A 24,894-nucleotide genomic window follows, 5' to 3' on the forward strand; every position below is an offset into this window, starting at 1 on the left:
CGCGAATCGAGGACCGTGGTTGTCCGCGTCGGTTGCGAGGCTGTGCCCATGACCGAAACCAAGGAACGCCCCGCGGACCTCCACACCTACCTCGCCTACCGCGACGCCCCCAAGGCCCTTCGCTGGCTCGAACGCGCTTTCGGCTTCGAGACCACAACGGAATACGCCGACGACAAAGGCCTGATCCTGCACTCCGAACTGCGGCTCGGCGAAGTCAGGATCATCGTGTTCAGCGCGGAGGAGGATTACGACCGCCCGGCACGCAAGGGCGAAACCGTCGGCCACGGCCTCTACGTGAGCCTTCCGACGCAGGAAGCCGTGGACGCCGTGTTCGCCTCCGCCATCGAAGCCGGCGCGACGTCGGTCTGGAAACCGGAAGACACCGAATGGGGCAACTACCGCTGCCGCGTCGACGATCTCGAGGGCTACGAATGGACTTTCGGCACATACGTCCCTGGCGAACCGCAAAGCTAGAGCAGCCGCGCGAACCACTCGCGAGAGCGGCGAAGCAGATCCAGCTGGTGATCACGTCCGCGGAGCGAATGCCCTTCGCCGGGATAAACGACGAGGTCGTGTTCGACGCCGAAGTGGCGTAGTGCGCGGTGGAAGAATTCCGCCTGGGACAAGGGAACGTTCGTGTCTTCCGCACCGTGCACGATCAGCACGGGGGTCTCGATCTTCGACGCGTAGGAGATCGGGCTGAGCCGATCGTGCCGGTGCGGTCCCGTTCCTTCCCAGCCGATACTCCCGCCATGCCCGGCTTCCACCACCGGACCGAGTTCACCGGTCGCGGCGAGCATTCCCCAGTCACAGATCCCGGCGACCATCAGCGCCGCCTTGAACCGGCGGGTCTGCCCGACGGCCCAGGCCGTCATGAATCCGCCGTGGCTCCCGCCCGCGATCCCGAGCCGCTCCGGATCGGCCACACCTTCGGCGATGAGGAGATCGATCCCGGCCTCGAGATCGCTCCATTCCTCCAGGCCTACCCGTCCCGCGACGGAAGCGGCGAATTCGTGCCCGTGGCCTTGTCCCCCACGGGGATTCGGCAGGAAGACGGCGTGCCCAGCCAGGGCCAGCCACTGCGCCGACGGGAACCAGCCCAGCATGAAGCCGTCCGCGTGCCGGTCATATGGTCCACCGTGAACCCGCGTGACCAGCGAGAAAGGTCCGTCGGCCCGAGTCTTTCCCGGCGGCAGAACGAGCAGGCCGTCCAACGCGAGGCCGTCGGACGCCTTGTAGGACAACCGTTCCTGGGAGCCCCACGAAATCCCGGCGAACTCCGGCGCCGTTTCACTCACCCGTTTCAGCGGGCCGCCGATGGGTCCACAGTGGACATCCTTGGGCCGATACGCGGTGCTCAGCACGGTGACCACGATTTCGCCGTTCGAGGCCAGCGCATCGGCATGCCCGCGCCAGAACGCCACCTCGCCGTCACCGAGCCGATGGAGGGCCGTGTCGAGCCCGTCGGCCACGAGCACCAGAGGAGCACCGGAATCGACCTGCGCGAGCTTGTCCGGGCAAGCCGATTCCGGTGTCAGGTTGCGATGTTCCCCTGTCTCCACAGGAACGTCGAAGACCGCCCTGCCGCCCACCACTTCCGGATTCCCGAGGTACGCGACGTGCCAGCCTCCCTCGTCCCGCCACCAAACCGGGGAGGTGGCTTCGAACGCCGCCTGGCCTAGCTCACGACGTTCACCGGTTTCCAGGTCCAGCGAGGAAAGCCGAGGTTCGAGACCACCGGAATCGAGTTCGGGCGTCGGCCAGGTGACCACGGCGAGCGCCCCGTCGTCCTGGCGTCGGGCCACGTCGACCACGTGGTCCTCGACCAGTGTCGTGATCTCACCGGTTCGCGGGTCGAAGCTCCGCAGCCGTGCCGGACGGAGACTCTCGCTCCAGACCCGGATTTCCGCGGCGGGCGTCTCGTCTTCGGCGATGAACACGATCCGCTCGCGCATCGGCAGGAACGCGGTGATCTCACTCCGCCAGGCGAACAGCGGCCCGTCCTCCGTGTGAATCAGCCCGTCGCGGAGGAAATGGAGAGAATCCGGCGACCACCGAGGCGAGGAACCTTCAGCCACCTTTCGCGGCTTCTCGCCGCCGTCCACAGCGGCGAGCCAGATCTCGGGGACGCCCTTCGCGATGGTCGAGACCTGGTAGGCGATCCACCGCCCGTCCGGGGAAAGCGCCGGGTTCGACGGGACACGGCTGTCGACGATCAGCTCAGCGGTCAGCATGCGTTCATACTGCCGACAATGCCTTCCCCAGCGCATCGAGCCAGTCGGCCGTGCCCTGTTCCCGCCACGCCGGCTCTTCGTGACCGTCGAGGAAGGTGCCCTGCTCGGTCAACGTCAACCGGGTGCCGCCCTCCTCGGCTTCGAGCAGGACCGTCGTGACCGACACCGTCGCCAGGACGTCGTCCGCGGAAAGCCTTCCCGCGTAGACGATCCGCTCGTTTTCCGCGATGTCCTCGTAGCGGGCTTCGAAGACCGGCCGCTTGCCGTCGCCGGGGCCGCTGATGACCTCGCGGCCGCCGACCCGGAAATCCAGGGAGTGCCCGCCGCCGGGCACGGTGATCCAACCGGCCTTCGCGGCCGGATCCGACCAGGCGGCGAAAACGCGTTCCGGCGGCACGGGGTAGACGCGCTCGAGGGTGAAAGTGGCGTGTTTGACGGTCATGGCCTTTTCCCTTCGTCGGTGTCCAGAAAGCCGCCAAGGCGATCGAGCCGGTGTTCCCAGCCGGTGCGCTGCCCGCCGAGCCAGTCCTCGGCCATCCGCAGCCCCTCCGGTTCGAGGTGGCAGGTGCGGACGCGCCCCGCCTTCTCCGACCGGACGAGCCCGGCGGATTCCAGCACCTGGAGGTGCTGCATCACGGCGGGCAGCGACATCGACAACGGCTGTGCGAGCTCCCCCACCGAGGCGGGTCCCCGGGTGAGGCGCTCGATCATTTCGCGGCGCGTCCCGTCGGACAGCGCCTTGAACACCTGGTCCATGCGTTGGTTAGGCACATGCTTAACTATCCGCCCACGTCGGGCGATAGTCAAGCAAGTACTTAACTTTCCGCCGTCATGCCTTCGACGAGCAGCCACTGCGACGCGAGGTAAGAAGTCAGCACGAAGGTTTCGAGGTTGGCCCGCACCCGCTCGCTGGTGACGAAGTTCCGGCGGATCAGGATCGCCAGATCCGACGCGGAGAACAGCAGCGCGCCGGCCGCGATCCAGGTGCGGCGGTCACCCGACGGGACCACCATCCCGCCCGAGACCTTGGCCTTCGGCGCCAGCACCGGGTCGGCCGCGAGGGTCGACGTCGTGCTCAGCAAGCCGCCGTAGACCGAGAGCACCGAAGAGACCGGAGAGGGCTTCGGCAACGCCATCGCGACCGCGGCCGCCGCCCACGCCGCCAGCCTGGGCGGCGCCGTCGCCGCGCGCGGGCGAGCACCGCGGCGCCACAACAGCGCGGAATACAGCACCTGCATGACACCGAACGACGTCGCACCCTTGATCAGCTGGCCGTCCTCGTCGGACCTGCCCATGAAGTGGTCGCCCGCGCCCGCCGCGATCAACGCGGTGACGAGCAGGCCCTTCTCCCCCGGCGCGAGCCCACGCGCACGCGCGACCCTGGCGGCGAGCACCGGGACCGCGGCCGGTTTGGTCGCGAGTCGCAGCTTCCGATTGCCTGTCCGCGCGGAGTACACCGTGCCGATCGCGGCACCGGCGAACAACACCCGTTCGGCGAGTTTGAGGGCCTTCACAACCACCTCCGGAACTTATCTCCGGGTAAGTTACCAGGCAGTCAGCTGATTTCAGACGGCTTCGCGGAAGGTGTTCCGATAAGCGCTCGGCGAGACCCCCAACGCCGCCTGCAGATGCTGGCGCAGCGACGCGGCGGTGCCGAAACCCGCTTCGGTGGCGACCTTGTCCACCGGCAGATCGGTCTCTTCGAGCAGCTGGCGGGCGCGTTCGATCCGCTGCTGGGTCAGCCACTGCAACGCCGAGATCCCGACCTCGTCGCGGAACCGCCGCGTGAACGTCCTCGTGCTCATCGCCTCTTTCGCCGCGAGTTCGCGCAACGTCAACGGCCGGTCGAGGTTCTCGAGCGCCCAGGCCCGCGCGGCCGCCGTCGAGGAGGACTGCGGCTCCGGCACCGGCCGCCGGATGAACTGCGCCTGCCCGCCCTCGCGGTGCGGCGAGACGACCGTTCCGCGCGCGACCTCGTTCGCGATCGCGGCACCGTGGTCGCAGCGGATCATGTGCAGGCAGAGGTCGATGCCGGACGCGACGCCCGCCGCGGTCAGGACGTTCCCGTCGTCGGTGTAGAGCACGTTGGGATCGAGGTCGACCTTCGGGAACTTCGCCTGGAAGTCCAGCGCCGAACGCCAGTGCGTGGTCGCCTTCCGGCCGTCGAGCAGGCCGGCGGCGGCGAGCACGAAGGCACCCGTGCAGATCGACGCGATCCTGGCTTCCGGCCGGATCAGTTCCAGCGCCCGCGCGAGCGGCTCGGTGAGGTCGTGCCCCGACGGTTCGTATTCGGTGGACGACGCCGGGATGACCACGGTGTCGGCCTCGGCCAGCACCTCCGGCCCGTGCGCGACCGAGATCGTGACGTCGGCGTCGGTCCGGACCTGGCCGGGCTCCGGCGTGCAGGTGACGACCTCGTAGAGCGGCTCGCCGTCGGCGGATTTGGCCGTGCCGAACAGGCGGGTGACGATGCCGAGCTCCATCACCAGCATTCCGTGGCGGACCAGCACGGCGACCCGATGGCGGCCGGGATGCGTGAAAAAGCCCATGGCTCGATTCTTGCACATGTCGTCCATCGGGCCACTCGTCCCGGCCGGGAGAACGCGCGACGGTGGGGTCATGAACGTGCTGTGGATCTACGCCCATCCGGAACCCCGCTCCCTCAGCGGCTCGTTGCGCGACGAGGGGTTGCGCGCCCTCCGGGCGCAGGGCGCCGACGTCCGGGAATCCGATCTGTACGCGATGAAGTGGAAGGCCGTGGTCGACGCCGACGACTTCGGCCGGGCAGCTTCCCCGGACCGGCTCATCGTCGGCTCGACGTCGAAGAACGCCTTCGAGACCGGCGAACTCGGCGAGGACATCCGCGCCGAGCACGAAAAACTGGCGTGGGCGGACACCGTGATCGTCCAGTTCCCGCTGTGGTGGTACGGAATGCCCGCCATCCTCAAGGGGTGGTTCGACCGCGTCTTCGTCAAGGGTTTCGCTTACGGCGTCCAGCGTCCCGACGGCCGGACGGCGCGCTACGGCGAGGGAGCGCTGGCCGGGAAACGCGCCATGGTCGTGCTGACCGCGGGCGCGCCGGAGGCCACGATCGGCCCGCGCGGGGTGAACGGCGAAATCGGCGATCTGCTGTTCCCGTTGCAGCACGGGACACTCTGGTACGCGGGCATGTCCGTCCTTCCCCCGCTGACGATCTGCGGCGCCGACCGCGTCTCGCCCGAGCACTACGAAGCCGCCGCCGCGTCGCTGCGCGAACGACTGCGGACACTGTCCACTCAGGAACCGATTCCGTTCCGCCACCAGAACGGGGGCGATTACGACGACGATCTGGTCCTGCGCCCGGAGCTCGCGCCGGGGCGCGGCGGGATCGGCGTCCATCTGTCCCGCTGATCTCCACCCTGGGGTTGACCTCCGCCGGACGGACGCGCACGCACCGCCCGTCCGGTTAAGTTCGCCGTATGAAACAGCCGTCGGCGCTCCCCCAACGGGTGGCGTACGCGATCGACGCGCTCCTCGCGCTGGTGCTCGTCGTGGCGGTCGGCGGGAACCTGGGGGCGCGGACCTGGACGTTCCTCGTCCCCATCCCGATGTGGCTCGCCTGGGCGACGGTGGCCGCCAGCGGGATCGCGATCGCGCTGCGGCGCCATCGGCCCCTGGTCGCCTACGGCCTCGGCCTCGGCAGCCTGGTCCCCGCCCTGCTCGCCGGAAACGGGCTGGGCCCGGCCGCGCTCCTGGCCACCGCCTGCACCCTGTACACGGTGGCGCTGGAACACCCGCGCGCCCGCTCGCTGATCGCGATGGGTCTCGGCCTGGTCGTCGTCATGATCTTCGAGTTCCTGCGGCTCGGGCCGAACACGATCGCGTCGACGGCCTTCGCGGGCGGCGGGGTGGCGGGCTCGTGGGCGCTGGGCTGGATGACGCGGCAACGGCGCGCGAACCTGGCCCAGCTCGCGGAAACCCAAGCCGATCAGGCGGTTTCCGACGAACGGCTGCGGATCGCGCGCGAGATGCACGACGTCGTCGCGCACAGCATGAGCCTGATCGCGGTCAAGGCGGCCGTCGGCAACCACGTCGCGAAGGAACAGCCGGAAGAAGCCCGCGAAGCGTTGCGGGTCATCGAACTCACCAGCCGCGAGACGCTCGTCGAACTCCGGCGGATGCTCGGCGTCCTTCGTTCCGGTGACGGGACCCCCGAGGCCGCGCTCGGCCCCGCGCCGAAACTCGCCGACCTGCGGACCCTGGCCGAACGCGCCGGACAGGCCGGGGTGCGCGTCGAGCTGTCCGGCGAGGCGGTGGACGACCTGCCCGAAGGTGTCGCGCTTTCGGTCTACCGCATCACGCAGGAGGCGGTGACCAACGTCGTGAAGCACGCGGGACCGTCGGCCTGCCGGGTCACGATCACCGAAGGCCCCGGCGAGGTCAGCGTCGAGATCGTCGACGACGGGCGCGGCGAGGTCTCGCCGCCCGCCGCGGGCGGGCACGGCTTGATCGGCATGCGCGAACGCGTCGCCGTCTACGGTGGTGACTTCGAAGCGGGCCCGTTGCCCGCCGGGGGATTCCGGGTGTTCGCGCGGTTGCCGTACGCCGCCAAGGAAGTGGGGACACGATGATCCGCGTACTGATCGCCGACGACCAGGCGTTGCTGCGGGGCAGCTTCCGCGTGCTCGTCGACAGCGCGCCGGACCTCGAAGTCGTCGGGGAGGCGAGCGACGGCGCGGAGGCCGCGGAACTCGCCGAGAAGGAACGCCCCGACGTCGTGCTGATGGACGTCCGCATGCCCGAGCTGGACGGGATCGAAGCGACCCGGCGGATCTGCGCGTCGGCCACCACCGAAGGCGTCCACGTGCTGATGCTGACCACGTTCGACCTCGACGCCTACGTCTATTCGGCGTTGCGCGCGGGCGCGAGCGGATTCCTGCTGAAGGACACCCCGCCCGCCGAACTGCTGAGCGCGATCCGCGTCGTCGCGGCGGGCGAAGGTCTGCTCGCCCCTTCGATCACGCGAAGGCTCATCGCCGAGTTCGCGCGGCTGCCCGACCCCGGTCAGCGCGTGGCGGCTTCGCTGGACAACATCACCACGCGCGAACGCGAGGTCCTGAGCCTGATCGCGCGCGGCCTGTCGAACGACGAGATCGCCGGGACCCTGCACCTCGGACTGGCGACGGTGAAGACGCACATCGGTCACCTCCTGCACAAACTCGCGGCGCGCGACCGTGCGCAGCTGGTGATCGCGGCGTACGAATCGGGGCTGGTACGCGCCTCCGTCCAGTGACCAGGTGCGTCGCCGGTACCGCGTGGGTCAAGTTGGTCGTGAGTGGCGTTTCGGGTTAGAACCCGAAACGCCACTCACGACCAACTTGACCCATCGGCCCCCGCACGCGCCTCCGTCCAGCCACGGACGTTGCCTACGCCACACGCGAAGTGACCGTCGAGTAGCTAGGCTGCGCTTTCATGAGCAGTGCGACGGAGCCGCTCGGGACGCCGCCCGAGGACGAACCGGACATCCACACCACGGCCGGCAAGCTGGCCGACCTGTACCGCCGGTATGACGAGGCGGTCCACGCGGGTTCCGCGAGGGCGGTGGAGAAACAGCACGCCAAGGGCAAGAAGACCGCCCGCGAGCGGATCGACCTGCTGCTGGACGAGGGCTCCTTCGTCGAACTCGACGAGCTCGCGAAGCACCGCTCGGTGAACTTCGGCCAGGAGAAGAACCGGCCCTACGGCGACGGCGTCGTCACCGGCTACGGCACCGTCGACGGGCGTCCGGTGTGCGTGTTCAGCCAGGACGTCACGGTCTTCGGCGGTTCACTCGGTGAGGTGTACGGCGAGAAGATCGTCAAGGTGATGGACCTGGCGATCAAGACCGGCCGCCCGATCATCGGCATCAACGAGGGCGGTGGCGCGCGGATCCAGGAAGGCGTCGTCTCGCTCGGGCTGTACGGCGAGATCTTCAACCGCAACGTCAAGGCGTCCGGCGTCATCCCGCAGATCTCGCTGATCATGGGCGCCAACGCGGGCGGGCACGTCTACTCCCCCGCGCTGACCGACTTCGTGGTGATGGTCGACAAGACCTCGCACATGTTCATCACCGGTCCCGACGTCGTGAAGACCGTGACGGGTGAAGAGGTCTCCTTCGAGGAGCTCGGCGGCGGGCGCACGCACAACACCCGTTCGGGCAACGCGCACTACCTCGGTTCCGACGACGAGGACGCGATCGCCTACGTCAAGGAACTGCTCTCGTTCCTCCCGGCGAACAACCTGTCCGAGGCGCCGCTCTTCGAGACCGGCTCCGCGCCCGGTGGATTCTTCGACGACGTCACCGAGTCCGACCGCGAACTCGACACGCTGATCCCGGACTCGCCGAACCAGCCGTACGACATGCACGAGGTCATCACCCGCATCGTCGACGACGGCGACTTCCTCGAGGTCCACGAGCTGTTCGCGCCCAACATCCTGGTCGGCTTCGGCCGGGTGGACGGGCGCAGCGTCGGCATCGTGGCGAACCAGCCGACCCAGTTCGCCGGCTGCCTCGACATCGACGCGTCCGAGAAGGCCGCGCGGTTCGTGCGCACCTGCGACGCGTTCAACATCCCGGTGCTGACCTTCGTCGACGTCCCCGGCTTCCTGCCCGGCACCGACCAGGAGTGGAACGGCATCATCCGGCGCGGCGCGAAGCTGATCTACGCCTACGCCGAAGCGACCGTCCCGCTCGTCACCGTCATCACCCGCAAGGCGTACGGCGGCGCGTACGACGTCATGGGTTCGAAGCATCTCGGCGCGGACATCAACCTGGCCTGGCCGACGGCGCAGGTCGCGGTCATGGGCGCGCAGGGCGCGGCGAACATCGTGCACCGCAAGACCCTCGCCGCGGCCGCCGCCGACGGCAAGGACGTCGACGCGCTGCGCGCCGAGCTGATCCAGGAGTACGAGGACACGCTCCTGAACCCGTACGCGGCGGCCGAACGCGGCTACGTCGACTCGGTGATCGTGCCCGCGCACACCCGCGGCCACATCGCGAAGGCGCTCTCGCTGCTCCAAGGCAAACGGGAGACGCTGCCGCCCAAGAAGCACGGGAACATCCCGCTGTGACCGCGCCCGAAACCCCGCTGCTGCGCGTCGTCCGGGGCAACCCGGACGACGCCGAGCTCGCCGCGCTGACCGCCGTCGTCGCGGCGGCGGCCGGTGCGCGGGCGCCGGAACCGGCCCCGAAACGGGATTCCTGGTGGGCGGACAAGGCTTCGCTCGTACGGGCGCCGCTCGCGCCCGGCGAAGGGGCTTGGCGGGCTTCGGCGCTGCCTCGCTGAAAGCGGCTCCGCGGGCTATCGTGACGGATCCGCCGACCGCGATCGCCCACTGGAAAGCCGTGCGTGACGAACCAGGACCAGCTCTCCACCGAATTGCGCCGTCTGCGCAAAGCCGCCGGGTTGACCGGTACCGAAGCGGCCAGGCTCACCGGCCTCAGTCAGTCGAAGGTCTCGCGGGTCGAAACCGGCGCGTTCATGCCGACGGAGGACCAGGTCGTCGCGCTGTGCCGCGTCTACGGCGCGCCCGCGAAGGTCCGGCGGGCGCTCGTCGCGATCACGCGGGACCTCCGTGAGGAGGCGTCGTCCGCCCGCGTCGTCCTCCAGCGCGGTGCCTGGCGGATGCAGCAGCGCATCGGCAAGATCGAGACGGCGTCCGCCCGTATCCGGAGTTTCCAGCCGACCATCGTGTTCGGCCTGCTCCAGACCCGCGACTACATCACCGCCCTGTTCGGTGATTCGCTGCCTGACGGCGAACGCGACCAGACAGTGGAGGCCAGGCTGGAGCGCCAGCGGATCCTCGACTCGAACCGCGAGTTCCACTTCGTGCTCACCGAAGGCGCCCTGCGGTGGAACATGGGCGGCGCGGCGACGATGCTGGCCCAGCTCGATCACCTCGTCGAGGTGTCCCGGCGCGGCCGGGTGCGCCTGGGCGTGATCCCGTGGACCACCCCGGTTTCGGTCCCGGTCCTCCACGGTTTCGACATCTACGACTCGCGCGCGGTGCTCCTCGGCACCCAGACGGCCACGGCGCTCGTCACGGACGAACGCGAAGTGGCCGACTACGAGGAGAACTTCACCGAAGTCGAGCACTACGCGACCTACGGCGATGTCGCCTGCTCTCATCTGACGCGGATCGCCGCCGACTACCGACAGCTCGCGGCCGATTCACTTCGGTGACCTAAGACCCTTTGCGTTATGCACTCCGAGAGTGCATCGTGAGTAAAGCAGTTGTCGGTGAAGGCGCCTTTTCGTGCGCCGAACGCGATCACCGAAGCCGTTCACCGACCAGCGGGCGCAGATCACCCGATCTCGCCAACCTTGCTGCCGCGCAACCCGTCTACTTGCCGAAACAGTCACTGGGGAAAGGGCCTCCGATGACCACCTGGCACGAGAACATGACCGGCTGGCACAAGTCGACCTACACGCACTGGGAAGAGAACGCCTGCGTCGAGGTCGGCGCCGCACCCGGCCTGGTCGGGATCCGCGACACCAAGCAGTGGGCGATGCCGGACGAGATCCGGCCGATCCTGGTGCTCCCGGCCGAGTCCTTCGCCGCGCTCCTCGAGCACCTCGGACGATGAACGACGTCGCCGAGCCGTACATGGTCCACGATCCGCGGGAGATGGCGGGCCAGCTGATCAACGGCAACTGGATCGTCGCGCGGTGGGAGCACCTCGGCGAGGACGAGGACCTCGACCACTGGACGGCCGTCCTGCGGAGCCACTGCGAGGAACTCGACGTCGATCCGTACGTCATCAACATCCCGAGGAAGAGCCTGACGATCGTCTTCAACGGCGCGCTCCCCGCGCCGACGTTCGAACAGCTCGAGAAGTCGATCGCGGCCATCGAGTACCACCGCTTCGTCGAACGCGAAATCGGGCCGAGACCCCTGACCTCGTGAGTGGTAAGGACGGTTAGAACCGTCCTTACCACTCACGAGGCCTACCGGCGGTACCGCAGGCCGTAGCCGTACGGGTACAGCGCCTTCTTGCCGTCACCGACGTTCACCGGTTCCTGCGCCGCACTGGCCGGCCAGCTGAACGTCAGCTTCCCGGTCGGGTTGTAGTCGCCGTAAAGGACATCCGCGACACCGGCGCCTTCGCTGCCCGGGAGCCAGGCGGCGAGGAGCCCGTCGAACTGCGGCAGCTGCGCGGCGATGTCGAGCGGCCGCCCCGAAACGGTCACCACGACGACCGGGACCCCGGAAGCCTTCAGCTTGGCGATCGTGGCGAGGTCTTCCGCGTCGAGTCCGAAGCCGTTCGGCCGGTCTCCCTGTCCTTCCGCGTACGGCGTTTCGCCCACCACGGCGAGGGCGACCTGGTAGCTGCCGTCGATTCCGTTACCCGCACGGTCATAGGTCACCGTGGTTCCCTTCCCCGCCCCCGACTTGATGCCGTCGAGGATGGTCGTGCCCGGGATCACCGGGCCGCTCTGCCCTTGCCAGGTGAGCGTCCAGCCACCCGCCTGGTTGCCGATGTCGTGCGCGTTCTTGCCCGCGACGAAGATCTTGTTGTTCTTCTTCGCCAGTGGCAGCACACCGTCGTTCTTCAGCAGCACCTGGGATTCGCGGACGGCCTGCCGGGCCAGTTCACGATGTTCCTTGCTGCCGAACGTCTTCTGGAGCGAACGGTCGGTGTACGGGTGCTCGAACAGGCCGAGCTTGAACTTCTCCGCCAGGATGCGGCGGTTCGCGTCGTCGATCCGGTCGCGCGGAACACGGCCCGCTTCGACTTCCGCCTTGAGATAGGAGATGAACTGCGGCGCGTCCCACGGGACCATGAACATGTCGATACCCGCGTTGACCGAGAGCCGCACCTCTTCGGGAGTGAAGCCTTCCTTGCCGTCGATCTGGTTGATCGCGTTGTAGTCCGAAATCACCAGGCCGGAGAACCGCAGTTCTCGCTTGAGGACGTCGGTGATGAGGTACTTGTGGGCGTGCATGCGCACACCTTGGAAGCTGGAGAACGAGATCATCACCGAGCCGACGCCGCGGTCGATCGCCTCGCGGAACGGCGGCAGGTGGATCTGGCGCAGTTCGCGTTCGCTGACCTCGGTATTGCCCTGGTCGATGCCGTTCGTCGTGCCGCCGTCGCCGATGTAGTGCTTCGCCGTCGCGAGCACCGATCCCGGTTTCTCGCCGAGCCTGCGCCCTTGGAGGCCGGTGATGGCCGACGCGTTGGCGATGGCGTCGCGCGGGGATTCGCCGAAGGATTCGTAGGTCCGGCCCCAGCGATCGTCACGGGCGACGCACAGGCACGGCGAAAAGTCCCACTGCGGACCGGTTCCCGCGACTTCCAGCGCCGTCGCGCGGCCGATCTTCTCGACGAGGCGCGGATTGCCGGCCGCACCGAGGCCGATGTTGTGCGGGAAGATCGTCGCGCCGTAGACGTTGTTGTGGCCGTGCACCGCGTCGACGCCGTAGAGCGTGGGAATCCCGAGCGGTGTCGAGATCGCGGCCTTCTGGTACGAGTCGACCATGTCGGCCCACCCGTTCGGTGTGTTGCTGGCGGGCACCGAGCCACCGCCGGAAAGCAAGGACCCCAGCTTGAGCGCGGCGGCCTGTTCGGGAGTGACCGCGCCGCGTTCGGCCTGGGTCATCTGGCCGATCTTGTCGTCGAGACTCATCCGCTTGAGCAGGTCGTTCACCCGCGCGGACGTCGAAGCGTGGGGATTCTTGTAGACCGGTCCAGGGGCGGCCGATGCCACCGGGGCCAGGGCCGAACCGGCGAGGAGCAGTCCTGCGAGCACTGTGGTTTGCGTCGTGCGAAGTGATCTTCTGACGCGGAGGCGGGACGACATTGGTTCCTCCGTAGCTCGAACAATCCATATGTTGCGCGCCACAACAAACTAGCTCCACGTCCGGGTGTCCCAGGTCACAATTAGGCAACAGCGGGCCGTCGAGTACCTTTCGTCAGGTGCGTTTCGTTCTCGCGTCCCAGTCCCCCGCCCGCCTCGGCGTCCTGCGTTCCGCCGGCTTCGACCCGAGCGTCGTCGTGTCCGGCGTCGACGAGGACGCGGTCGCCGCGTCCCTGACCGATCCGGCTCCCGAGGAGCTGGTCCGCGCGCTCGCCGCCGCGAAGGCCGAAGCGGTTTTCGAGGCGCTCGGCGGCCACGGCGACATGGTCATCGTGGGCTGCGATTCGATGCTGTCGATCAACGGCGAAATGGTCGGGAAACCGATCACGCCGGAGGCCGCGCGCGAACGCTGGGCGGCGATGGCGGGCAAAACCGGAGAACTCCTGACCGGCCACGCGATCATCCGCGTCGAAAACGGCGTGAAAACGAAAGAAATGTCCGGAACCGAAGGCACCACTGTTCGCTTCGGCACACCTTCACAAGAAGAGATCGAGGCGTACATCGCGTCCGGGGAGCCGCTTCAGGTGGCGGGCGGATTCACCCTCGACGGGCTCGGCGGCTGGTTCATCGAGGGAATCGACGGCGACTTCTCGAGCGTCATCGGGATCAGCCTGCCGCTGACCCGGCGTTTGCTGGCCGAGGTCGGCGTGAGCGTCATCGATCTGTGGACGCGTCCCGCATCCTGAGACGACTCCCACACGAACGGGTGATCCGGAAGAGTCCTGCCTCGCCGAACGTTCTTCACGTTCGGGAAATCAGGAAACCTTCACGCACCGGAGTCGCCCCGTGTCTTTCATTCGGACCTATACAAGGCCAAAGGTCTTCGCGGCGGCGGTCCTCGGCTCGCTCGTCGTGGGCGCCCTGCTCGGCGTGCTCGCCAGGACGACCGAGGCGAGCTGGCTGACCGACCTGCTCGACCAGATCGGCACCATCTTCACGACGCTGCTGCAGATCGCGGTGATCCCGCTGGTCTTCACGGCGATCGTGGTCGGCATCAACAGCCTGCGCAATCTCGGCGGCGGCAGGAAGGCCGCGCGGCTGGGCGGCAAGACCGTCCTGTGGTTCGCGATCACGTCGTTCATCGCGTCGCTGATCGGCATCGCCGTCGCCAAGCTGTTCAACCCGGGCAGCGGCGGTCTCGGCGAGGGGGTGGCCGCGACGGCGAAGAACGCGGACAAGGCCGCCAAGAGCACCGAGAACTGGGGTTCCTGGAGCGCTTTCGTCGAAGGCCTGCTGCCCAAGAACTTCTTCACCGCCTTCACCGAGGGCGAGACGCTGCAGGTGCTGTTCCTCGCCGTGCTCATCGGCGCGGCCGCCTACAGCCTCGGCGACAAGGCCAAGCCGTTCGTCGACTTCACCACCAGCGTCTTCGAGATCATCCAGCGCTACCTCGGCTGGATCGTCCGGCTCGCCCCGATCGGCATCATCGGCCTGATCGGCGCCGCGGTCTCGAACTACGGTGACGCCCTGTTCCGGCCGCTGTTCACCACCACGCTCGCGGTGTACGTCGGCTGCTTGCTGGTCCTGTTCGTGGTCTACCCGATCCTGCTGCAGTTCGTGGCGAAGGTCAGCCCGCTGAAGTTCTTCTCGAAGGCGGGCACGGCGATCCAGTTCGCGTTCGCTTCGCAGTCTTCGGCCGCGACGCTGCCCCTCACCCGGCAGTCCGCCGTGAACCTGGGCGTCCAGCCCGCGTACGCCGCCTTCGCGACTCCGCTGGGCAGCGCCACGAAGATGGACGGCTGCGCCGCGGTGTTCCCCGCGATCGGCGCCATCTTCATCGCGAACCTCTCCGGTGTCTCGCTGAACATCTGGCAGTACGTCGGGATCGTCGTGGTCGCCGTGCTCGGCGCGCTGGCCACCGCGGGCACCACCGGCTGGCTGACCGCGCTGACCCTGACCACCGCGTTCATCGGGCTCGACGCGCAGCAGGTGGCGCTCGGGATCGCGCTGATCTACTCGGTGAACCCGATCATGGACATGATGCGGACCGCGACCAACGTCGCCGGCCAGATCGTCGTGCCGGTGGTCGTCGCCCGGGGCGAAGGCCTGCTGGACGACGACGTGCTCAACTCGCCTACGGACCCTTCGCCTACTGCTGACGGCGAAGCGGCTACTTCCGCGAAGGAGCCTGCCACCGCGGGTGCGTGACGCCTCTTTGAGCGCGTGAAGGCCCCCTTCCCTCGGCTGAGCCGAGGGAAGGGGGCCTTCACGCGCTTGGGCTCTTTCGCAGGCGGGGCGGTGACTGTGTGGGTTTCTCCCGCCAGAAGTGGTAGCAAAGGTCCCTTGCTCCCCCTCAGGGGCAGGCCCGCAGATCCGCCTTCGTCAGCCGCACATCCGGCCATCCCCGAAGCTCCGACGGCGCGGTGTACCGGCGCGTGCAGCCCACCGAGCCGCGCGCGACGTCGTAGACCTCCGCGAGCACGGGCGCCGCCTGGCACCGCGCCGAGCCGGACTGCGCGCCCGGGCATTCGTGCCGCACGACGATGACGTCCGCGATCCCGTCGGCGGTCACGTCGTTCAGGGCGACCGTCCCGGCGTCGGAGAAATAGGGCTTCCCGGTGTCCCGCCAGATCCCACCGCGCGCGACGAACAACTCGCCCGCCGAACCACCGCCCACGCCGCCGCGCACCAGGCACACCGGCGTCGCGCCGTCGACGCAGCGCAGAGAATCGCCCTTCAGGGTGACCCCCCGGTCGTTGAGCATCAGCGGGTACACGGAGTCCGCCCCGATCCGGAGCACCCCCTGTTTGCCCGCGTCGTCGGCCAGGAGCACGACGGGCAGCCCGCCGACGGTCATCGCGCCGATCTCCCGGCAGGCCGCCGCGCCGCAGTTGACGCCGGGCGCGCTCGGGACACCGTCGGACACCGGAGGCACGCCGGGGTCGCCGGCGGGGGTCGGCGCGGCGGGCCGGAGCAGGACGACGGCCACGATCACGCCCGCCGTCACCACCACCGCCAGCAGCGCGGTGAGCAGCACGGATCGCGGCGCCCCCGCTTCCTGAGTCCGCATATCCGAGAGCGTAAGTGATCTAGCGCAGAGTGCACGTCTATGTTGTTCCTGTGACGAACCCCGCACTGCCCAGCGCACTGTTCCTCCCGACGGCGAAGAAGCCGAAGGACTTCACGAGCGCGGAGATCGAACTCCGCGCGACCAAGGACGGCCGGATGGCGCTGATCGCCTTCAGTTCCGTGCAGCGGCTGGTCGAGTGCTGCGGTCCGCATCAGCCGTGGGCGCTGGTCAAATCCGAGCACCTCGGCCGGGTCCACCAGGCCCAGCCGTACGACCTGATCGTGCTCGATTCCGACCTTCCGGAAGAACTGCGGCACCGCTCCGCGCTGGTATAAACAAAGGTCACTGGGTGGCCTTGCTCTCACTAATCGGGGCGCGAACTTCCGTAAACTGCTGCGGAGCCGCATCGGGGCGGCCCGACGTGCGAACGCAGGAGGTACGGCGTGACCGAGCAGGCCGGCACAGGTGGTCCGGTGACCAAGATCCTGATCGCGAACCGCGGGGAGATCGCGGTACGGGTGATCAGGGCGGCGAAGGACGCCGGGCTGACCAGCGTGGCCGTCTACGCCGACCCGGACCGTGACGCACCCCATGTCCGTCTCGCGGACGAGGCCTTCGCCCTCGGCGGCACCACCGCGGCCGAGAGCTACCTCGTCTTCGACAAGCTGCTCGACGCCGCCAAGCGGTCGGGCGCGGACTCGGTCCACCCCGGCTACGGGTTCCTTTCCGAGAACGCGGACTTCGCCCAGGCCGTGATCGACGCCGGGCTGACCTGGATCGGGCCGAGCCCGCAGTCCATCCGCGACCTCGGCGACAAGGTCACCGCGCGCCACATCGCGCTCCGCGCCGGTGCCCCGCTCGTGCCCGGTACGAAGGACCCCGTCGCGAACGCCGACGAGATCGTCGCCTTCGCCGACGAGCACGGCCTGCCGGTCGCGATCAAGGCGGCGTTCGGCGGTGGCGGCCGCGGGCTGAAGGTCGCCCGCACCCGAGAAGAGATCCCGGAGCTCTTCGAATCCGCGACGCGCGAGGCGGTCTCCGCCTTCGGCCGCGGCGAATGCTTCGTCGAGCGCTACCTGGACAAGCCGCGTCACGTCGAGGCGCAGGTCCTCGCCGACCAGCACGGCAACGCCATCGTCGTCGGCACCCGTGACTGTTCGCTGCAGCGCCGCCACCAGAAGCTGGTCGAGGAGGCGCCCGCCCCGTACCTGACCGACGAGCAGCGCAAGCGCATCCACGAATCCGCGAAGGCGATCTGCAAGGAAGCCGGCTACTACGGCGCCGGGACCGTCGAGTACCTCGTCGCCGTCGACGGCACGATCTCGTTCCTCGAGGTCAACACGCGGCTCCAGGTCGAGCACCCGGTGTCCGAGGAGACCACGGGCCTCGACCTCGTGCGCGAGATGTTCTGCATCGCGCGCGGCGAGAAGCTGCGCATCACCGAGGACCCGGAGCCCCGCGGCCACTCGATCGAGTTCCGCATCAACGGCGAGGACGCCGGCCGCGGCTTCCTGCCCGCGCCCGGCACCGTGACGAAGTTCGTCGCGCCGAGCGGCCCCGGCGTCCGCGTCGACTCGGGTGTCGAGTCCGGCAGCGTGATCGGCGGCCAGTTCGACTCGATGCTCGCGAAGCTGATCGTCACCGGCTCGGACCGGCAGAACGCGCTCGAGCGCAGCCGCCGCGCGCTGGCCGAGATGGTCGCCGACGGGATGGCGACGGTCCTGCCGTTCCACCGCGTGATCGTGGAAGACCCGGCCTTCGTCGGCGACGAGAACGGGTTCAGCGTGCACACCCGCTGGATCGAGACCGAGTTCGAGAACACCATCGAGCCGTTCGTGGCACCGGAAGCCGCCGAGACCGAAGAGCCGCCCCGGCAGAACGTCGTCGTCGAGGTCGGCGGCCGCCGTCTCGAAGTGTCGCTCCCCGGTGGTTTCTCGCTCGACGCCGGCGGTGGCGGCGGGACGGCCGTCAAGGCCAAGCCGCGCAAGCGCGCGGGCGGCACCAAGGCGGCGGTGAGCGGCGACGCGGTCACCGCGCCCATGCAGGGCACCATCGTCAAGGTCGCCGTCGAAGAGGGCCAGCAGGTCGAAGCGGGCGAACTGGTCGTCGTGCTCGAAGCGATGAAGATGGAGAACCCGGTCACCGCGCACAAGGCGGGCACCGTGACCGGCCTTTCGGTCGAGGTCGGCGCCGCGGTGACGCAGGGCACCCAGCTGTTCGAGCTGAAGGACTGACCACGTTCCCGGTGAGTCCACTGTGGACTCACCGGGAGCGCCGGGTCAGCAGTGGACGCCTCAGCCGCCGCCATTCGGTGCCGGGCTTCGGTCCGTTCGAGTCGAACGTGCGGATCGCACCGTGCCCCAGATCTTGACGGCGCGGCGACCGCGATCCCGGCCGCCGACGCGACCCTAGTTTCTCGTTCCGTCCGATTCCCGAACGCGTGACCAGGGTGGAGGGCATGGCGCGACCCGCGACAGCACGTTCGCGCCGAGGCGAAAAGCCTGACGAATATCGTGGTTGACCGGGCCTCACCCGGCCTATTCTCGAAAGGGTGAGCGAGGTTCCGTCTCCGCGGCTGCGGATCAGTGATCAGGATCGCGAGTCCGCGCTGACCGCGCTCGGCGAGCACATGAGCGTCGGCAGGATCGACATCGACGAGTTCGGCGAGCGGTCCGCCCGGGTCACCACCGCCAAGACGCGCGGCGAGCTGTCCGAGATCTTCGCCGACCTGCCCGAACCGCATCCGCGCTACGACACGCCCGGGACCGCCGTCGCTGAACCGGAGAAACCGGCATCACCCTGGGCGGGTATCTCCCCGCTACAGCGCGTCATGGGCGCGCTCCTGCCGATCCTGTTCATCGCCACCATCGCGGTCATCATCACCACCGGCATCACCTGGTGGTTCATCCTCGTCCCGATCGGGATCAGCGCCGTCGGCGAGGGCATCTGGGGCAAGGGCTGGGAGAACTCCCACAAGAAGCTCGGGAAGCAGCGCCGACGGGAACTCGACGGCTGATCCGGCCGTAGACTCGGGACGTGAGTGCCGAGAGACCGGACATGCGGCTGAGCGACGCCGAACGCCAAGACGCGCTCGAAGCGCTGGAAGAGCACGTCCGCACCGGCAGACTCGACCTCGACGAGTTCGGCTCGCGGTCGGCGAAGGTCAGCGCGGCGAGGATGGTCAGCGAGCTCGAACCGCTGTTCACGGACCTGCCCTCGCCCCGCCCGAGCGCGCTGCTCCCCCTGCCTCCGATGCCCGGCGTCGCGCAGGCGTCCGCGAAGAACGAGGTCCAGCCGTCCAAATGGCTGACGGCCAGCGCGGTGCCGATCGCCGCCGCGGTCGCGATCGCACTGTTCTTCTTCACCCGTGGGACCTTCCTGGTGTTCCTGTTGCCGCTGGCGGTCGCGCTGATCATGAGCCGCCGCCGCTGATCCGGAAGCCTCACCGCCGAGCTTCGGAGGAATCGTCATGGCCGAGGGGATCGTCCTCTGGTTCGACTCGGAGAAAGGCGTGGGTGCCGTCAGACCGGACGGCTGGGCCACTCCCCCGGTCCCACGTCGGCGCTGGTGGCGCGGCCGCCGGAACTCGACGGCACCGCCCGCCGGCCCGGAGGAGATCCCCGTTCACTACTCCGAGATCCAGATGCGGGGCTTCAAGGATCTCAACGCCGGTCAGCGCGTGTCGTTCGCGATCGAGCAGGGCCCGAGCGGACCGATGGCGACCCGCGTGACCCCGCTCAGCGGCCCGTGGCCCTACGAACCTTGATCTCCGGCCGGGGTGGTTACCCTCGAAGGGTGGAACCGGTGGAGATCAACGCGGGTGAGTACTACCTGCGGCAACTTCGGGCGGACAAGGCCCTCGACGACCGTCCGGCGCTGGTCGCGGCCTTCGCCGACCCGACGCACCGCAAGTACGTGCTGAACTACCGCTTGCGGGACCTCGACGAGGCGACCGAGTACGTCGCGCTGCGCGCCGCCCAGTGGGCGGGTGACGAGCGCTGTTCCTGGGCGGTGGCCGAGCCGACGACCGGGGATCTGCTGGGCGAGGTCGGACTGCGGGACCTCGATCTGGACGCCGGGTACGCCGAGGCGTCGGTCTGGGTGCGCGCGGCGTCGCGGGGCAAGGGGATCGCGAGCACCGCGCTCAACGCGGCCCTGCGTTTCGGTTTCGGCGGGCTCGGCCTGCGTGAAGTCAGCTACCGCTACGAGGAGACCAACGAGGTGTCCGCCTCGGTCGCCCGCAAATGCGGGTTCACCCTGGTCGGGCCCGAACTCGACCCGGCCCCGACCGGGGAACGCCTCATCCGCTGGCGCCGCACCGCCTGACCTGCGTTTAGCGGGCTAAACGCGATCCGCCCGTCAGAAGGGGTAGGTGGGCGGCGGGTTCCGGACGGTGACCCAGCGGGTCTCGGTGAACGCCTCGATGTTCGCCGCCGCGCCGCCGAAGCGGCTTCCGGTACCCGAAGCGGCGACGCCGCCGAAGGGGCTGTTCGCCTCGTCGCTGACCGTCTGGTCGTTGATGTGCACGATCCCGGTCGGGACGCGGTCGGCGAGCTCCAGTCCTTTGAGGACATCGCGCGTGACGATCCCCAGCGAGAGCCCGTACTCGCTCGCCGTCGCGAGGCGGACGGCCTCCTCCGCGTCGGAGAACCGCACGACCGGCGCGACCGGGCCGAAGATCTCCTCGGCCACGGCGGGCGCCGTCGGTGGCACGTCGGCGAGCACCGTCGCGGCGTAGAACAGCCGGTCGTACTCGGCGCCGGCGGCGACCCGCGCCCCCGCCGAGACGCTGGCGGTGACCAGCTCGTGGATCTTGTCCCGCTGCCCGGCGTCGATGATCGGCCCGAGCGCGACCTCCTCCCGCGCCGGGTCGCCCACCCGCAACGCGGCCGCCTTCGCCGCCAGCCGCTCGACGAAGTCGTCGTAGAGCCGCTCGTGCACCAGATGCCGCCCGGTGGTCATGCAGATCTGGCCCTGGTGGAAGAAGGAGCCGAACGCGGCGACTCCGGCGGCTTCGTCGACGTCCGCGTCGTCGAGCACGATGAGCGCGGAGTTCCCGCCCAGTTCGAGATGTGCCCGCTTCAGGTGCTTCCCGGCGAGTTCGCCGACCTTGCGCCCGGCGCCGGTCGACCCGGTGAACGAGATGACCCGGACCGCAGGATGCGTCACCAGCGTCTCGCCGACGTCGGCGCCGCCCGGCAGCATCTGCAGCACCCCCGGCGGCAGGCCGGCTTCCTCGAAGATCCGCGCGAGGACCACGCCGCCGGTGACGGCGGTGCGCGGGTCCGGCTTCAGGATGACCGCGTTCCCCAGCGCGAGCGCCGGGGCGACAGAACGGATGCCGAGGATGATCGGCATGTTGAACGGCGAGATCACCGTGACGACCCCGGCCGGGACGCGGCGCGCCATCGAAAGACGCGGCTCCTCACTCGGCAGGAGCTCGCCGTACGGGCGTCCGGGCAGAGCCGCCGCTTCGTAGCACTCCTGCTCCGCGACGTGCAGCGAAAAGCCCGCGACACCCGGCACGGCGCCAACCTCGCGGACGTTCCACCAGCTGATCTCGTCGGCGTGCTCGGACCACAGCCGCGCGGCTTTGCGCAGGACGGCGGCTCGCTGGACGTGTGACGTCGCCGCCCAGGCCCGCTGCGCCTCGGCCGCCGTCTCCGCCGCTTTCGCGGCGTCTTCGGCCGAGGCGATCCCCACGCTTCCCAGCACCGCTCCGGTCGCGGGCTCCGTGACGTCGCGGATGCCACCGGTCCCGGGCACCCAGGAACCTCCGGCGAAGATCCGGTCCGTCCACGTCGCCGAGTCGAGAAACACCACAGGGCCGCCTTCCGTATCTGTGCCTGATCAAGGAGCCCGCGGCCGCGATCGACGTCGGCAGGGCGCTGATCGAACTTCTCCCGTTCGCGGACAAGGGCCCTGCCACCGCGATAGCGGGACCTTCGGCCGCGCGGGCTGGGACGGCCGACGCTATGCCAGATTCACCGGATCAGGCAATGATCCTTGCGCGCGTGGCACACCACGCGGCATGGACGATCAACTCACCGGCTCGATGATCCCCGAACGCGCTTCCGGCGCGGCCGAGCGCAACGCGTCGGCGGCCTCGTCACTCGGCTGCGACTGGGACTCCCGTTCCGCGTCGACCCGCGCCTTGTACACCTCGACTTCGCGGTTCTCCTCGTCCTTCGACCAGCCGAGCACCTCGCCCACCAGCGCGGCGACCTGCGCGGCGCAGTCGACGCCCCGGTGCGCGTACTCGATCGAGATCCGCGTCCGCCGCGCGAGCACGTCTTCCAGGTGGAGCGCGCCCTCGTGGCTGGCCGCGTAGACGACCTCGACACCGAGGTAGTCCGGAGCGTGCTCCAGCGGCTTCAGCAGTTCCGGACGTCCTTCGCCGAGCGCGAGGACCTCGTGCACCATCGAGCCGTACCGGTCGAGCAGGTGGCGCACACGGTACGGGTGCAGCCCGTGTTCGCTGGCCAGGTGGTCGGCCTGATTGACCAGCGCGTGGTACCCGTCGGCGCCCAGCAGCGGCACCTTGTCCGTGATGGACGACTGCGGCCTGCCGGGGAGGTCGACGGCCGCGGCGTCGACGGCGTCGGCCGCCATCACCCGGTACGTCGTGTACTTGCCGCCCGCGATCGCGACCAGCCCCGGCGCGACGCGCGCGACCGCGTGCTCACGCGAAAGCTTCGACGTCTCTTCGCTTTCCCCCGCGAGCAACGGCCGGAGTCCCGCGTAGACGCCCTCGATGTCGTCGTGCGTCAGCGGCGTCGCGAGCACGGTGTTGACGTGTTCGAGGAGGTAGTCGATGTCGTGCTTCGTCGCGGCGGGATGCGCGAGGTCGAGGTTCCAGTCGGTGTCGGTGGTCCCGACGATCCAGTGGTTGCGCCACGGGATGACGAACAGCACGGACTTCTCGGTGCGCAGGATCATGCCCGATTCCGAGACGATCCGGTCGCGCGGGACGACGATGTGCACGCCCTTGCTCGCCCGCACGCGGAACCGGCCGCGGCCGCCGGAAAGGCGCTGCAGCTCGTCGGTCCACACGCCGGTGCAGTTGACCACCGCGGAGGCGTGGATCTCGGTCTCGCGGCCGTCCTCGACGTCGCGCACGCGGACCCCGGAAATCCGGTCCGCCTCGCGGAGGAAACCGACCACCTGGGTGGAGGTGCGCACCACGGCGCCGTAGTGCGCGGCGGTGCGGGCGACGGTCATCGTGTGGCGCGCGTCGTCGGCTTGCGCGTCGTAGTAACGGATCCCGCCGATCAACGCGGACCGCTTCAGCGCCGGGACCATCCGCAGCGCGCCCGCGCGGCTCAGGTGTTTCTGGCCGGGCACCGACCGCGCCCCGCCCATCGTGTCGTACATCAGCAGGCCGGCCGCGGTGTACGGGCGCTCCCAGACCCGGTGGGTGAGCGGGTACAGGAAGCTGACCGGCTTCACCAGATGCGGGGCGATCGTCGTCAGCATGAGCTCGCGTTCCCGCAGAGCCTCCCGCACCAGGCCGAATTCCAGCTGTTCGAGGTAACGGAGCCCGCCGTGGAAGAGCTTGCTGGACCGGCTCGACGTGCCAGAGGCGAGGTCGCGCGCTTCGACGAGGGCGACCCGCAGGCCGCGTGTCGCGGCGTCGAGCGCCGTGCCCGCCCCGACCACTCCGCCGCCGATGACGACGAGGTCGAACTTGTCCTCACCCAGCCGCTGCCAAGACTCTTCCCGCTTGAGCGGTCCCAGCCGGGCGGGGCTGTTTTCGGCTTCGCGCTGAGAGCTTGCCACGTGACATTCCTCCTTGTGCCGCTGTGGCTCCAGCATCGCACGATCGGCCGCGACCGGTCCGTTATGCGGGTGACACGTGTGGCGTAACCCTCGTCGATCTTGGAAGGATTGGTTCCCGCGATGCCTGGAAGGAACAAATACGCGACGGTAACGTGCCACGGACGTGGGTCGGCAAGGGCGCCGTAGCACACCGTGTTCGACCCTGCGCGGAATGTCCAAAGTGGAGGTCAAGCGGTGAGTGCAGGAGCCATATTCGTCTGGGAGCTGCTGGGAACGGCGGTCCTGATCCTGTTGGGTAACGGCGTGGTCGCCAACCACGTGTTGCGTAAGAACAACGGCCACAACGGCGGCGTCGTGATGATCACCCTCGGGTGGGCGTTCGCGGTCTTCGCCGGTGCCAGCATCGCCGCGCCGAGCGGCGCGCACCTGAACCCCGCGGTGACACTGGGCCTCGCCATCGCGGACAAGACGAAGTGGGCGGACGTCCCGATCTACTTCGCCGGTCAGATGGTCGGCGCGATCCTCGGCGCCGTGCTCTGCTGGGCCGCCTACAAACTGCAGTTCGACGACCACCCGCAGCGCGACGAAACGCTCGGCATCTTCTCGACCGCGCCCCAGATCCCGAACAAGGCGTGGAACCTCGTCACCGAGATCATCGGCACCTTCGTGCTGGTCGCCTGGATCCTGCTCAGCCCGGTCTACGCCAACGCCACGGGTGAGGGCGGCACCCCGACCTTCGGCAACTCCGCGCTCGGTTACGCGGGTGTAGCGTTCGTCGTGCTGGTCATCGGCCAGTCCCTCGGTGGTCCGACCGGTTACGCCATCAACCCGGCCCGCGACCTCGGCCCCCGCATCGCGTACGCGTTCCTGCTGCCCATCAAGAACAAGGCCAACCCGAACTGGGGCTACTCCTGGGTCCCGGTCGCCGGCCCGCTGGTCGGCGGTGCCCTGGCCGCCCTGCTGTTCCTCGCCGTCCACAACCTGACCTGAG

Annotated in this window: 27 protein-coding genes; 18 read left to right on the forward strand and 9 right to left on the reverse strand. The window is 69.0% G+C overall.

Annotation, left to right across the window (positions count from 1 at the left end; genetic code table 11):
• The first annotated feature begins 48 nt into the window (after nucleotides 1-48).
• On the forward strand, nucleotides 49-474 hold the full coding sequence (locus NQK81_RS18155; protein ID WP_257489118.1) for a VOC family protein: 426 nt from the start codon (nucleotides 49-51) through the stop codon (nucleotides 472-474).
• Here NQK81_RS18155 and NQK81_RS18160 read toward each other — a convergent pair.
• From NQK81_RS18160 to NQK81_RS18180, 5 genes are read right to left on the reverse strand one after another with little or no spacing between them, the layout of a single operon-like run.
• The gene (locus tag NQK81_RS18160) at nucleotides 471-2,234 is read right to left on the reverse strand and encodes a S9 family peptidase (RefSeq protein ID WP_257489119.1); all 1,764 of its coding nucleotides are present in this window, start codon (nucleotides 2,232-2,234) and stop codon (nucleotides 471-473) included. The two genes, NQK81_RS18155 and NQK81_RS18160, sit on opposite strands and share 4 nt — an antisense overlap.
• A gap of 4 nt (nucleotides 2,235-2,238) precedes the next feature.
• Nucleotides 2,239-2,676, reverse strand: coding sequence for an SRPBCC family protein (locus NQK81_RS18165; RefSeq protein ID WP_126735198.1), 438 nt, complete (start codon nucleotides 2,674-2,676; stop codon nucleotides 2,239-2,241).
• Entirely contained in the window at nucleotides 2,673-2,990 is a 318-nt protein-coding gene (locus tag NQK81_RS18170) for an ArsR/SmtB family transcription factor (protein WP_126735347.1), read from the reverse strand. Before NQK81_RS18170 ends, NQK81_RS18165 begins: the two co-directional genes overlap by 4 nt.
• A 59-nt stretch (nucleotides 2,991-3,049) precedes the next feature.
• On the reverse strand, nucleotides 3,050-3,754 hold the full coding sequence (locus tag NQK81_RS18175; protein WP_257489120.1) for a lysoplasmalogenase family protein: 705 nt from the start codon (nucleotides 3,752-3,754) through the stop codon (nucleotides 3,050-3,052).
• Between the two features lie 45 nt (nucleotides 3,755-3,799).
• The gene (locus tag NQK81_RS18180) at nucleotides 3,800-4,810 is read right to left on the reverse strand and encodes a GlxA family transcriptional regulator (protein ID WP_257489121.1); all 1,011 of its coding nucleotides are present in this window, start codon (nucleotides 4,808-4,810) and stop codon (nucleotides 3,800-3,802) included.
• 43 nt (nucleotides 4,811-4,853) lie between these two features.
• Here NQK81_RS18180 and NQK81_RS18185 point away from each other — a divergent pair, with 43 nt between their 5' ends.
• From NQK81_RS18185 to NQK81_RS18220, 8 genes are all read left to right on the forward strand, one after another.
• Nucleotides 4,854-5,624: an NAD(P)H-dependent oxidoreductase gene (locus NQK81_RS18185; RefSeq protein WP_257489122.1), complete on the forward strand. Its 771-nt coding sequence runs from the start codon at nucleotides 4,854-4,856 to the stop codon at nucleotides 5,622-5,624.
• Between the two features lie 68 nt (nucleotides 5,625-5,692).
• Nucleotides 5,693-6,844: a sensor histidine kinase gene (locus NQK81_RS18190; RefSeq protein ID WP_126735201.1), complete on the forward strand. Its 1,152-nt coding sequence runs from the start codon at nucleotides 5,693-5,695 to the stop codon at nucleotides 6,842-6,844.
• A complete protein-coding gene (locus tag NQK81_RS18195) occupies nucleotides 6,841-7,506 on the forward strand; it encodes a response regulator (RefSeq protein WP_257489123.1) in 666 nt (221 codons plus the stop codon). Before NQK81_RS18190 ends, NQK81_RS18195 begins: the two co-directional genes overlap by 4 nt.
• A 179-nt stretch (nucleotides 7,507-7,685) precedes the next feature.
• Nucleotides 7,686-9,323 carry an acyl-CoA carboxylase subunit beta gene (locus NQK81_RS18200; RefSeq protein ID WP_126735203.1) on the forward strand — a complete coding sequence of 546 codons (1,638 nt, stop codon included), beginning with the start codon at nucleotides 7,686-7,688 and terminating at the stop codon, nucleotides 9,321-9,323.
• Entirely contained in the window at nucleotides 9,320-9,538 is a 219-nt protein-coding gene (locus tag NQK81_RS18205) for an acyl-CoA carboxylase subunit epsilon (RefSeq protein WP_016331339.1), read from the forward strand. The genes NQK81_RS18200 and NQK81_RS18205 overlap by 4 nt, the downstream gene beginning before the upstream one ends.
• 63 nt (nucleotides 9,539-9,601) lie before the next feature.
• Nucleotides 9,602-10,435 (forward strand): helix-turn-helix domain-containing protein, encoded by an 834-nt coding sequence (locus NQK81_RS18210; protein ID WP_257489124.1) that lies wholly within the window; start codon nucleotides 9,602-9,604, stop codon nucleotides 10,433-10,435.
• 197 nt (nucleotides 10,436-10,632) lie between these two features.
• Nucleotides 10,633-10,839 (forward strand): DUF397 domain-containing protein, encoded by a 207-nt coding sequence (locus tag NQK81_RS18215; protein ID WP_126735206.1) that lies wholly within the window; start codon nucleotides 10,633-10,635, stop codon nucleotides 10,837-10,839.
• Nucleotides 10,836-11,159: a hypothetical protein gene (locus NQK81_RS18220; RefSeq protein ID WP_192746675.1), complete on the forward strand. Its 324-nt coding sequence runs from the start codon at nucleotides 10,836-10,838 to the stop codon at nucleotides 11,157-11,159. Before NQK81_RS18215 ends, NQK81_RS18220 begins: the two co-directional genes overlap by 4 nt.
• Nucleotides 11,160-11,200: 41 nt before the next feature.
• On the opposite strand, the gene NQK81_RS18225 is transcribed toward NQK81_RS18220, so the two are convergent.
• The gene (locus tag NQK81_RS18225; protein WP_257489125.1) at nucleotides 11,201-13,006 is read right to left on the reverse strand and encodes a glycoside hydrolase family 3 protein; all 1,806 of its coding nucleotides are present in this window, start codon (nucleotides 13,004-13,006) and stop codon (nucleotides 11,201-11,203) included.
• A 167-nt stretch (nucleotides 13,007-13,173) separates the two neighbouring features.
• On the opposite strand from NQK81_RS18225, the gene NQK81_RS18230 reads away from it, so the two are divergent.
• Both NQK81_RS18230 and NQK81_RS18235 read left to right on the forward strand, forming a co-directional pair.
• Nucleotides 13,174-13,800 (forward strand): Maf family protein, encoded by a 627-nt coding sequence (locus NQK81_RS18230; RefSeq protein ID WP_257489126.1) that lies wholly within the window; start codon nucleotides 13,174-13,176, stop codon nucleotides 13,798-13,800.
• Between the two features lie 100 nt (nucleotides 13,801-13,900).
• Entirely contained in the window at nucleotides 13,901-15,262 is a 1,362-nt protein-coding gene (locus tag NQK81_RS18235) for a dicarboxylate/amino acid:cation symporter (protein ID WP_257489127.1), read from the forward strand.
• Nucleotides 15,263-15,407: 145 nt separating this feature from the next.
• On the opposite strand, the gene NQK81_RS18240 is transcribed toward NQK81_RS18235, so the two are convergent.
• Nucleotides 15,408-16,091 carry a hypothetical protein gene (locus NQK81_RS18240; RefSeq protein WP_257489786.1) on the reverse strand — a complete coding sequence of 228 codons (684 nt, stop codon included), beginning with the start codon at nucleotides 16,089-16,091 and terminating at the stop codon, nucleotides 15,408-15,410.
• 83 nt (nucleotides 16,092-16,174) lie between these two features.
• Here NQK81_RS18240 and NQK81_RS18245 point away from each other — a divergent pair, with 83 nt between their 5' ends.
• The 6 genes from NQK81_RS18245 to NQK81_RS18270 all read left to right on the forward strand — a co-directional run bounded on the left by NQK81_RS18245 (nucleotide 16,175) and on the right by NQK81_RS18270 (nucleotide 20,450).
• A complete protein-coding gene (locus tag NQK81_RS18245) occupies nucleotides 16,175-16,459 on the forward strand; it encodes an SAV_915 family protein (protein WP_126735211.1) in 285 nt (94 codons plus the stop codon).
• A gap of 108 nt (nucleotides 16,460-16,567) precedes the next feature.
• On the forward strand, nucleotides 16,568-18,358 hold the full coding sequence (locus NQK81_RS18250; RefSeq protein WP_257489128.1) for an acetyl/propionyl/methylcrotonyl-CoA carboxylase subunit alpha: 1,791 nt from the start codon (nucleotides 16,568-16,570) through the stop codon (nucleotides 18,356-18,358).
• Between the two features lie 317 nt (nucleotides 18,359-18,675).
• Nucleotides 18,676-19,140 (forward strand): DUF1707 SHOCT-like domain-containing protein, encoded by a 465-nt coding sequence (locus tag NQK81_RS18255; RefSeq protein WP_126735213.1) that lies wholly within the window; start codon nucleotides 18,676-18,678, stop codon nucleotides 19,138-19,140.
• Nucleotides 19,141-19,181: 41 nt separating this feature from the next.
• Nucleotides 19,182-19,556 carry a DUF1707 SHOCT-like domain-containing protein gene (locus NQK81_RS18260; RefSeq protein WP_192746941.1) on the forward strand — a complete coding sequence of 125 codons (375 nt, stop codon included), beginning with the start codon at nucleotides 19,182-19,184 and terminating at the stop codon, nucleotides 19,554-19,556.
• 37 nt (nucleotides 19,557-19,593) lie between these two features.
• The gene (locus tag NQK81_RS18265; RefSeq protein ID WP_257489129.1) at nucleotides 19,594-19,890 is read left to right on the forward strand and encodes a cold-shock protein; all 297 of its coding nucleotides are present in this window, start codon (nucleotides 19,594-19,596) and stop codon (nucleotides 19,888-19,890) included.
• Between the two features lie 29 nt (nucleotides 19,891-19,919).
• A complete protein-coding gene (locus NQK81_RS18270; protein ID WP_126735215.1) occupies nucleotides 19,920-20,450 on the forward strand; it encodes a GNAT family N-acetyltransferase in 531 nt (176 codons plus the stop codon).
• Nucleotides 20,451-20,483: 33 nt separating this feature from the next.
• On the opposite strand, the gene NQK81_RS18275 is transcribed toward NQK81_RS18270, so the two are convergent.
• Nucleotides 20,484-21,947: a benzaldehyde dehydrogenase gene (locus tag NQK81_RS18275; RefSeq protein WP_257489130.1), complete on the reverse strand. Its 1,464-nt coding sequence runs from the start codon at nucleotides 21,945-21,947 to the stop codon at nucleotides 20,484-20,486.
• Nucleotides 21,948-22,163: 216 nt separating this feature from the next.
• Nucleotides 22,164-23,903: a glycerol-3-phosphate dehydrogenase/oxidase gene (locus NQK81_RS18280; RefSeq protein WP_185927256.1), complete on the reverse strand. Its 1,740-nt coding sequence runs from the start codon at nucleotides 23,901-23,903 to the stop codon at nucleotides 22,164-22,166.
• A gap of 234 nt (nucleotides 23,904-24,137) precedes the next feature.
• Between NQK81_RS18280 and NQK81_RS18285 the strand changes: the two genes are divergently transcribed.
• A complete protein-coding gene (locus tag NQK81_RS18285) occupies nucleotides 24,138-24,893 on the forward strand; it encodes an MIP/aquaporin family protein (RefSeq protein WP_185927257.1) in 756 nt (251 codons plus the stop codon).
• Nucleotide 24,894: the final 1 nt, after the last annotated feature.

The organism is Amycolatopsis roodepoortensis (assembly GCF_024628825.1).
Taxonomy (GTDB): Bacteria; Actinomycetota; Actinomycetes; order Mycobacteriales; family Pseudonocardiaceae; genus Amycolatopsis; species Amycolatopsis roodepoortensis.

Coding starts and splice junctions, on each gene's coding strand:
- NQK81_RS18200 (WP_126735203.1), top strand. CDS start 7,686: ATGAGCAGTGCGACGGAGCCGCTCGGGACGCCGCCCGAGGACGAACCG.
- NQK81_RS18215 (WP_126735206.1), top strand. CDS start 10,633: ATGACCACCTGGCACGAGAACATGACCGGCTGGCACAAGTCGACCTAC.
- NQK81_RS18185 (WP_257489122.1), top strand. CDS start 4,854: ATGAACGTGCTGTGGATCTACGCCCATCCGGAACCCCGCTCCCTCAGC.
- NQK81_RS18165 (WP_126735198.1), bottom strand. CDS start 2,676: ATGACCGTCAAACACGCCACTTTCACCCTCGAGCGCGTCTACCCCGTG.
- NQK81_RS18265 (WP_257489129.1), top strand. CDS start 19,594: ATGGCCGAGGGGATCGTCCTCTGGTTCGACTCGGAGAAAGGCGTGGGT.
- NQK81_RS18155 (WP_257489118.1), top strand. CDS start 49: ATGACCGAAACCAAGGAACGCCCCGCGGACCTCCACACCTACCTCGCC.
- NQK81_RS18260 (WP_192746941.1), top strand. CDS start 19,182: ATGCGGCTGAGCGACGCCGAACGCCAAGACGCGCTCGAAGCGCTGGAA.
- NQK81_RS18180 (WP_257489121.1), bottom strand. CDS start 4,810: ATGGACGACATGTGCAAGAATCGAGCCATGGGCTTTTTCACGCATCCC.
- NQK81_RS18190 (WP_126735201.1), top strand. CDS start 5,693: ATGAAACAGCCGTCGGCGCTCCCCCAACGGGTGGCGTACGCGATCGAC.
- NQK81_RS18170 (WP_126735347.1), bottom strand. CDS start 2,990: ATGGACCAGGTGTTCAAGGCGCTGTCCGACGGGACGCGCCGCGAAATG.
- NQK81_RS18195 (WP_257489123.1), top strand. CDS start 6,841: ATGATCCGCGTACTGATCGCCGACGACCAGGCGTTGCTGCGGGGCAGC.
- NQK81_RS18220 (WP_192746675.1), top strand. CDS start 10,836: ATGAACGACGTCGCCGAGCCGTACATGGTCCACGATCCGCGGGAGATG.
- NQK81_RS18160 (WP_257489119.1), bottom strand. CDS start 2,234: ATGCTGACCGCTGAGCTGATCGTCGACAGCCGTGTCCCGTCGAACCCG.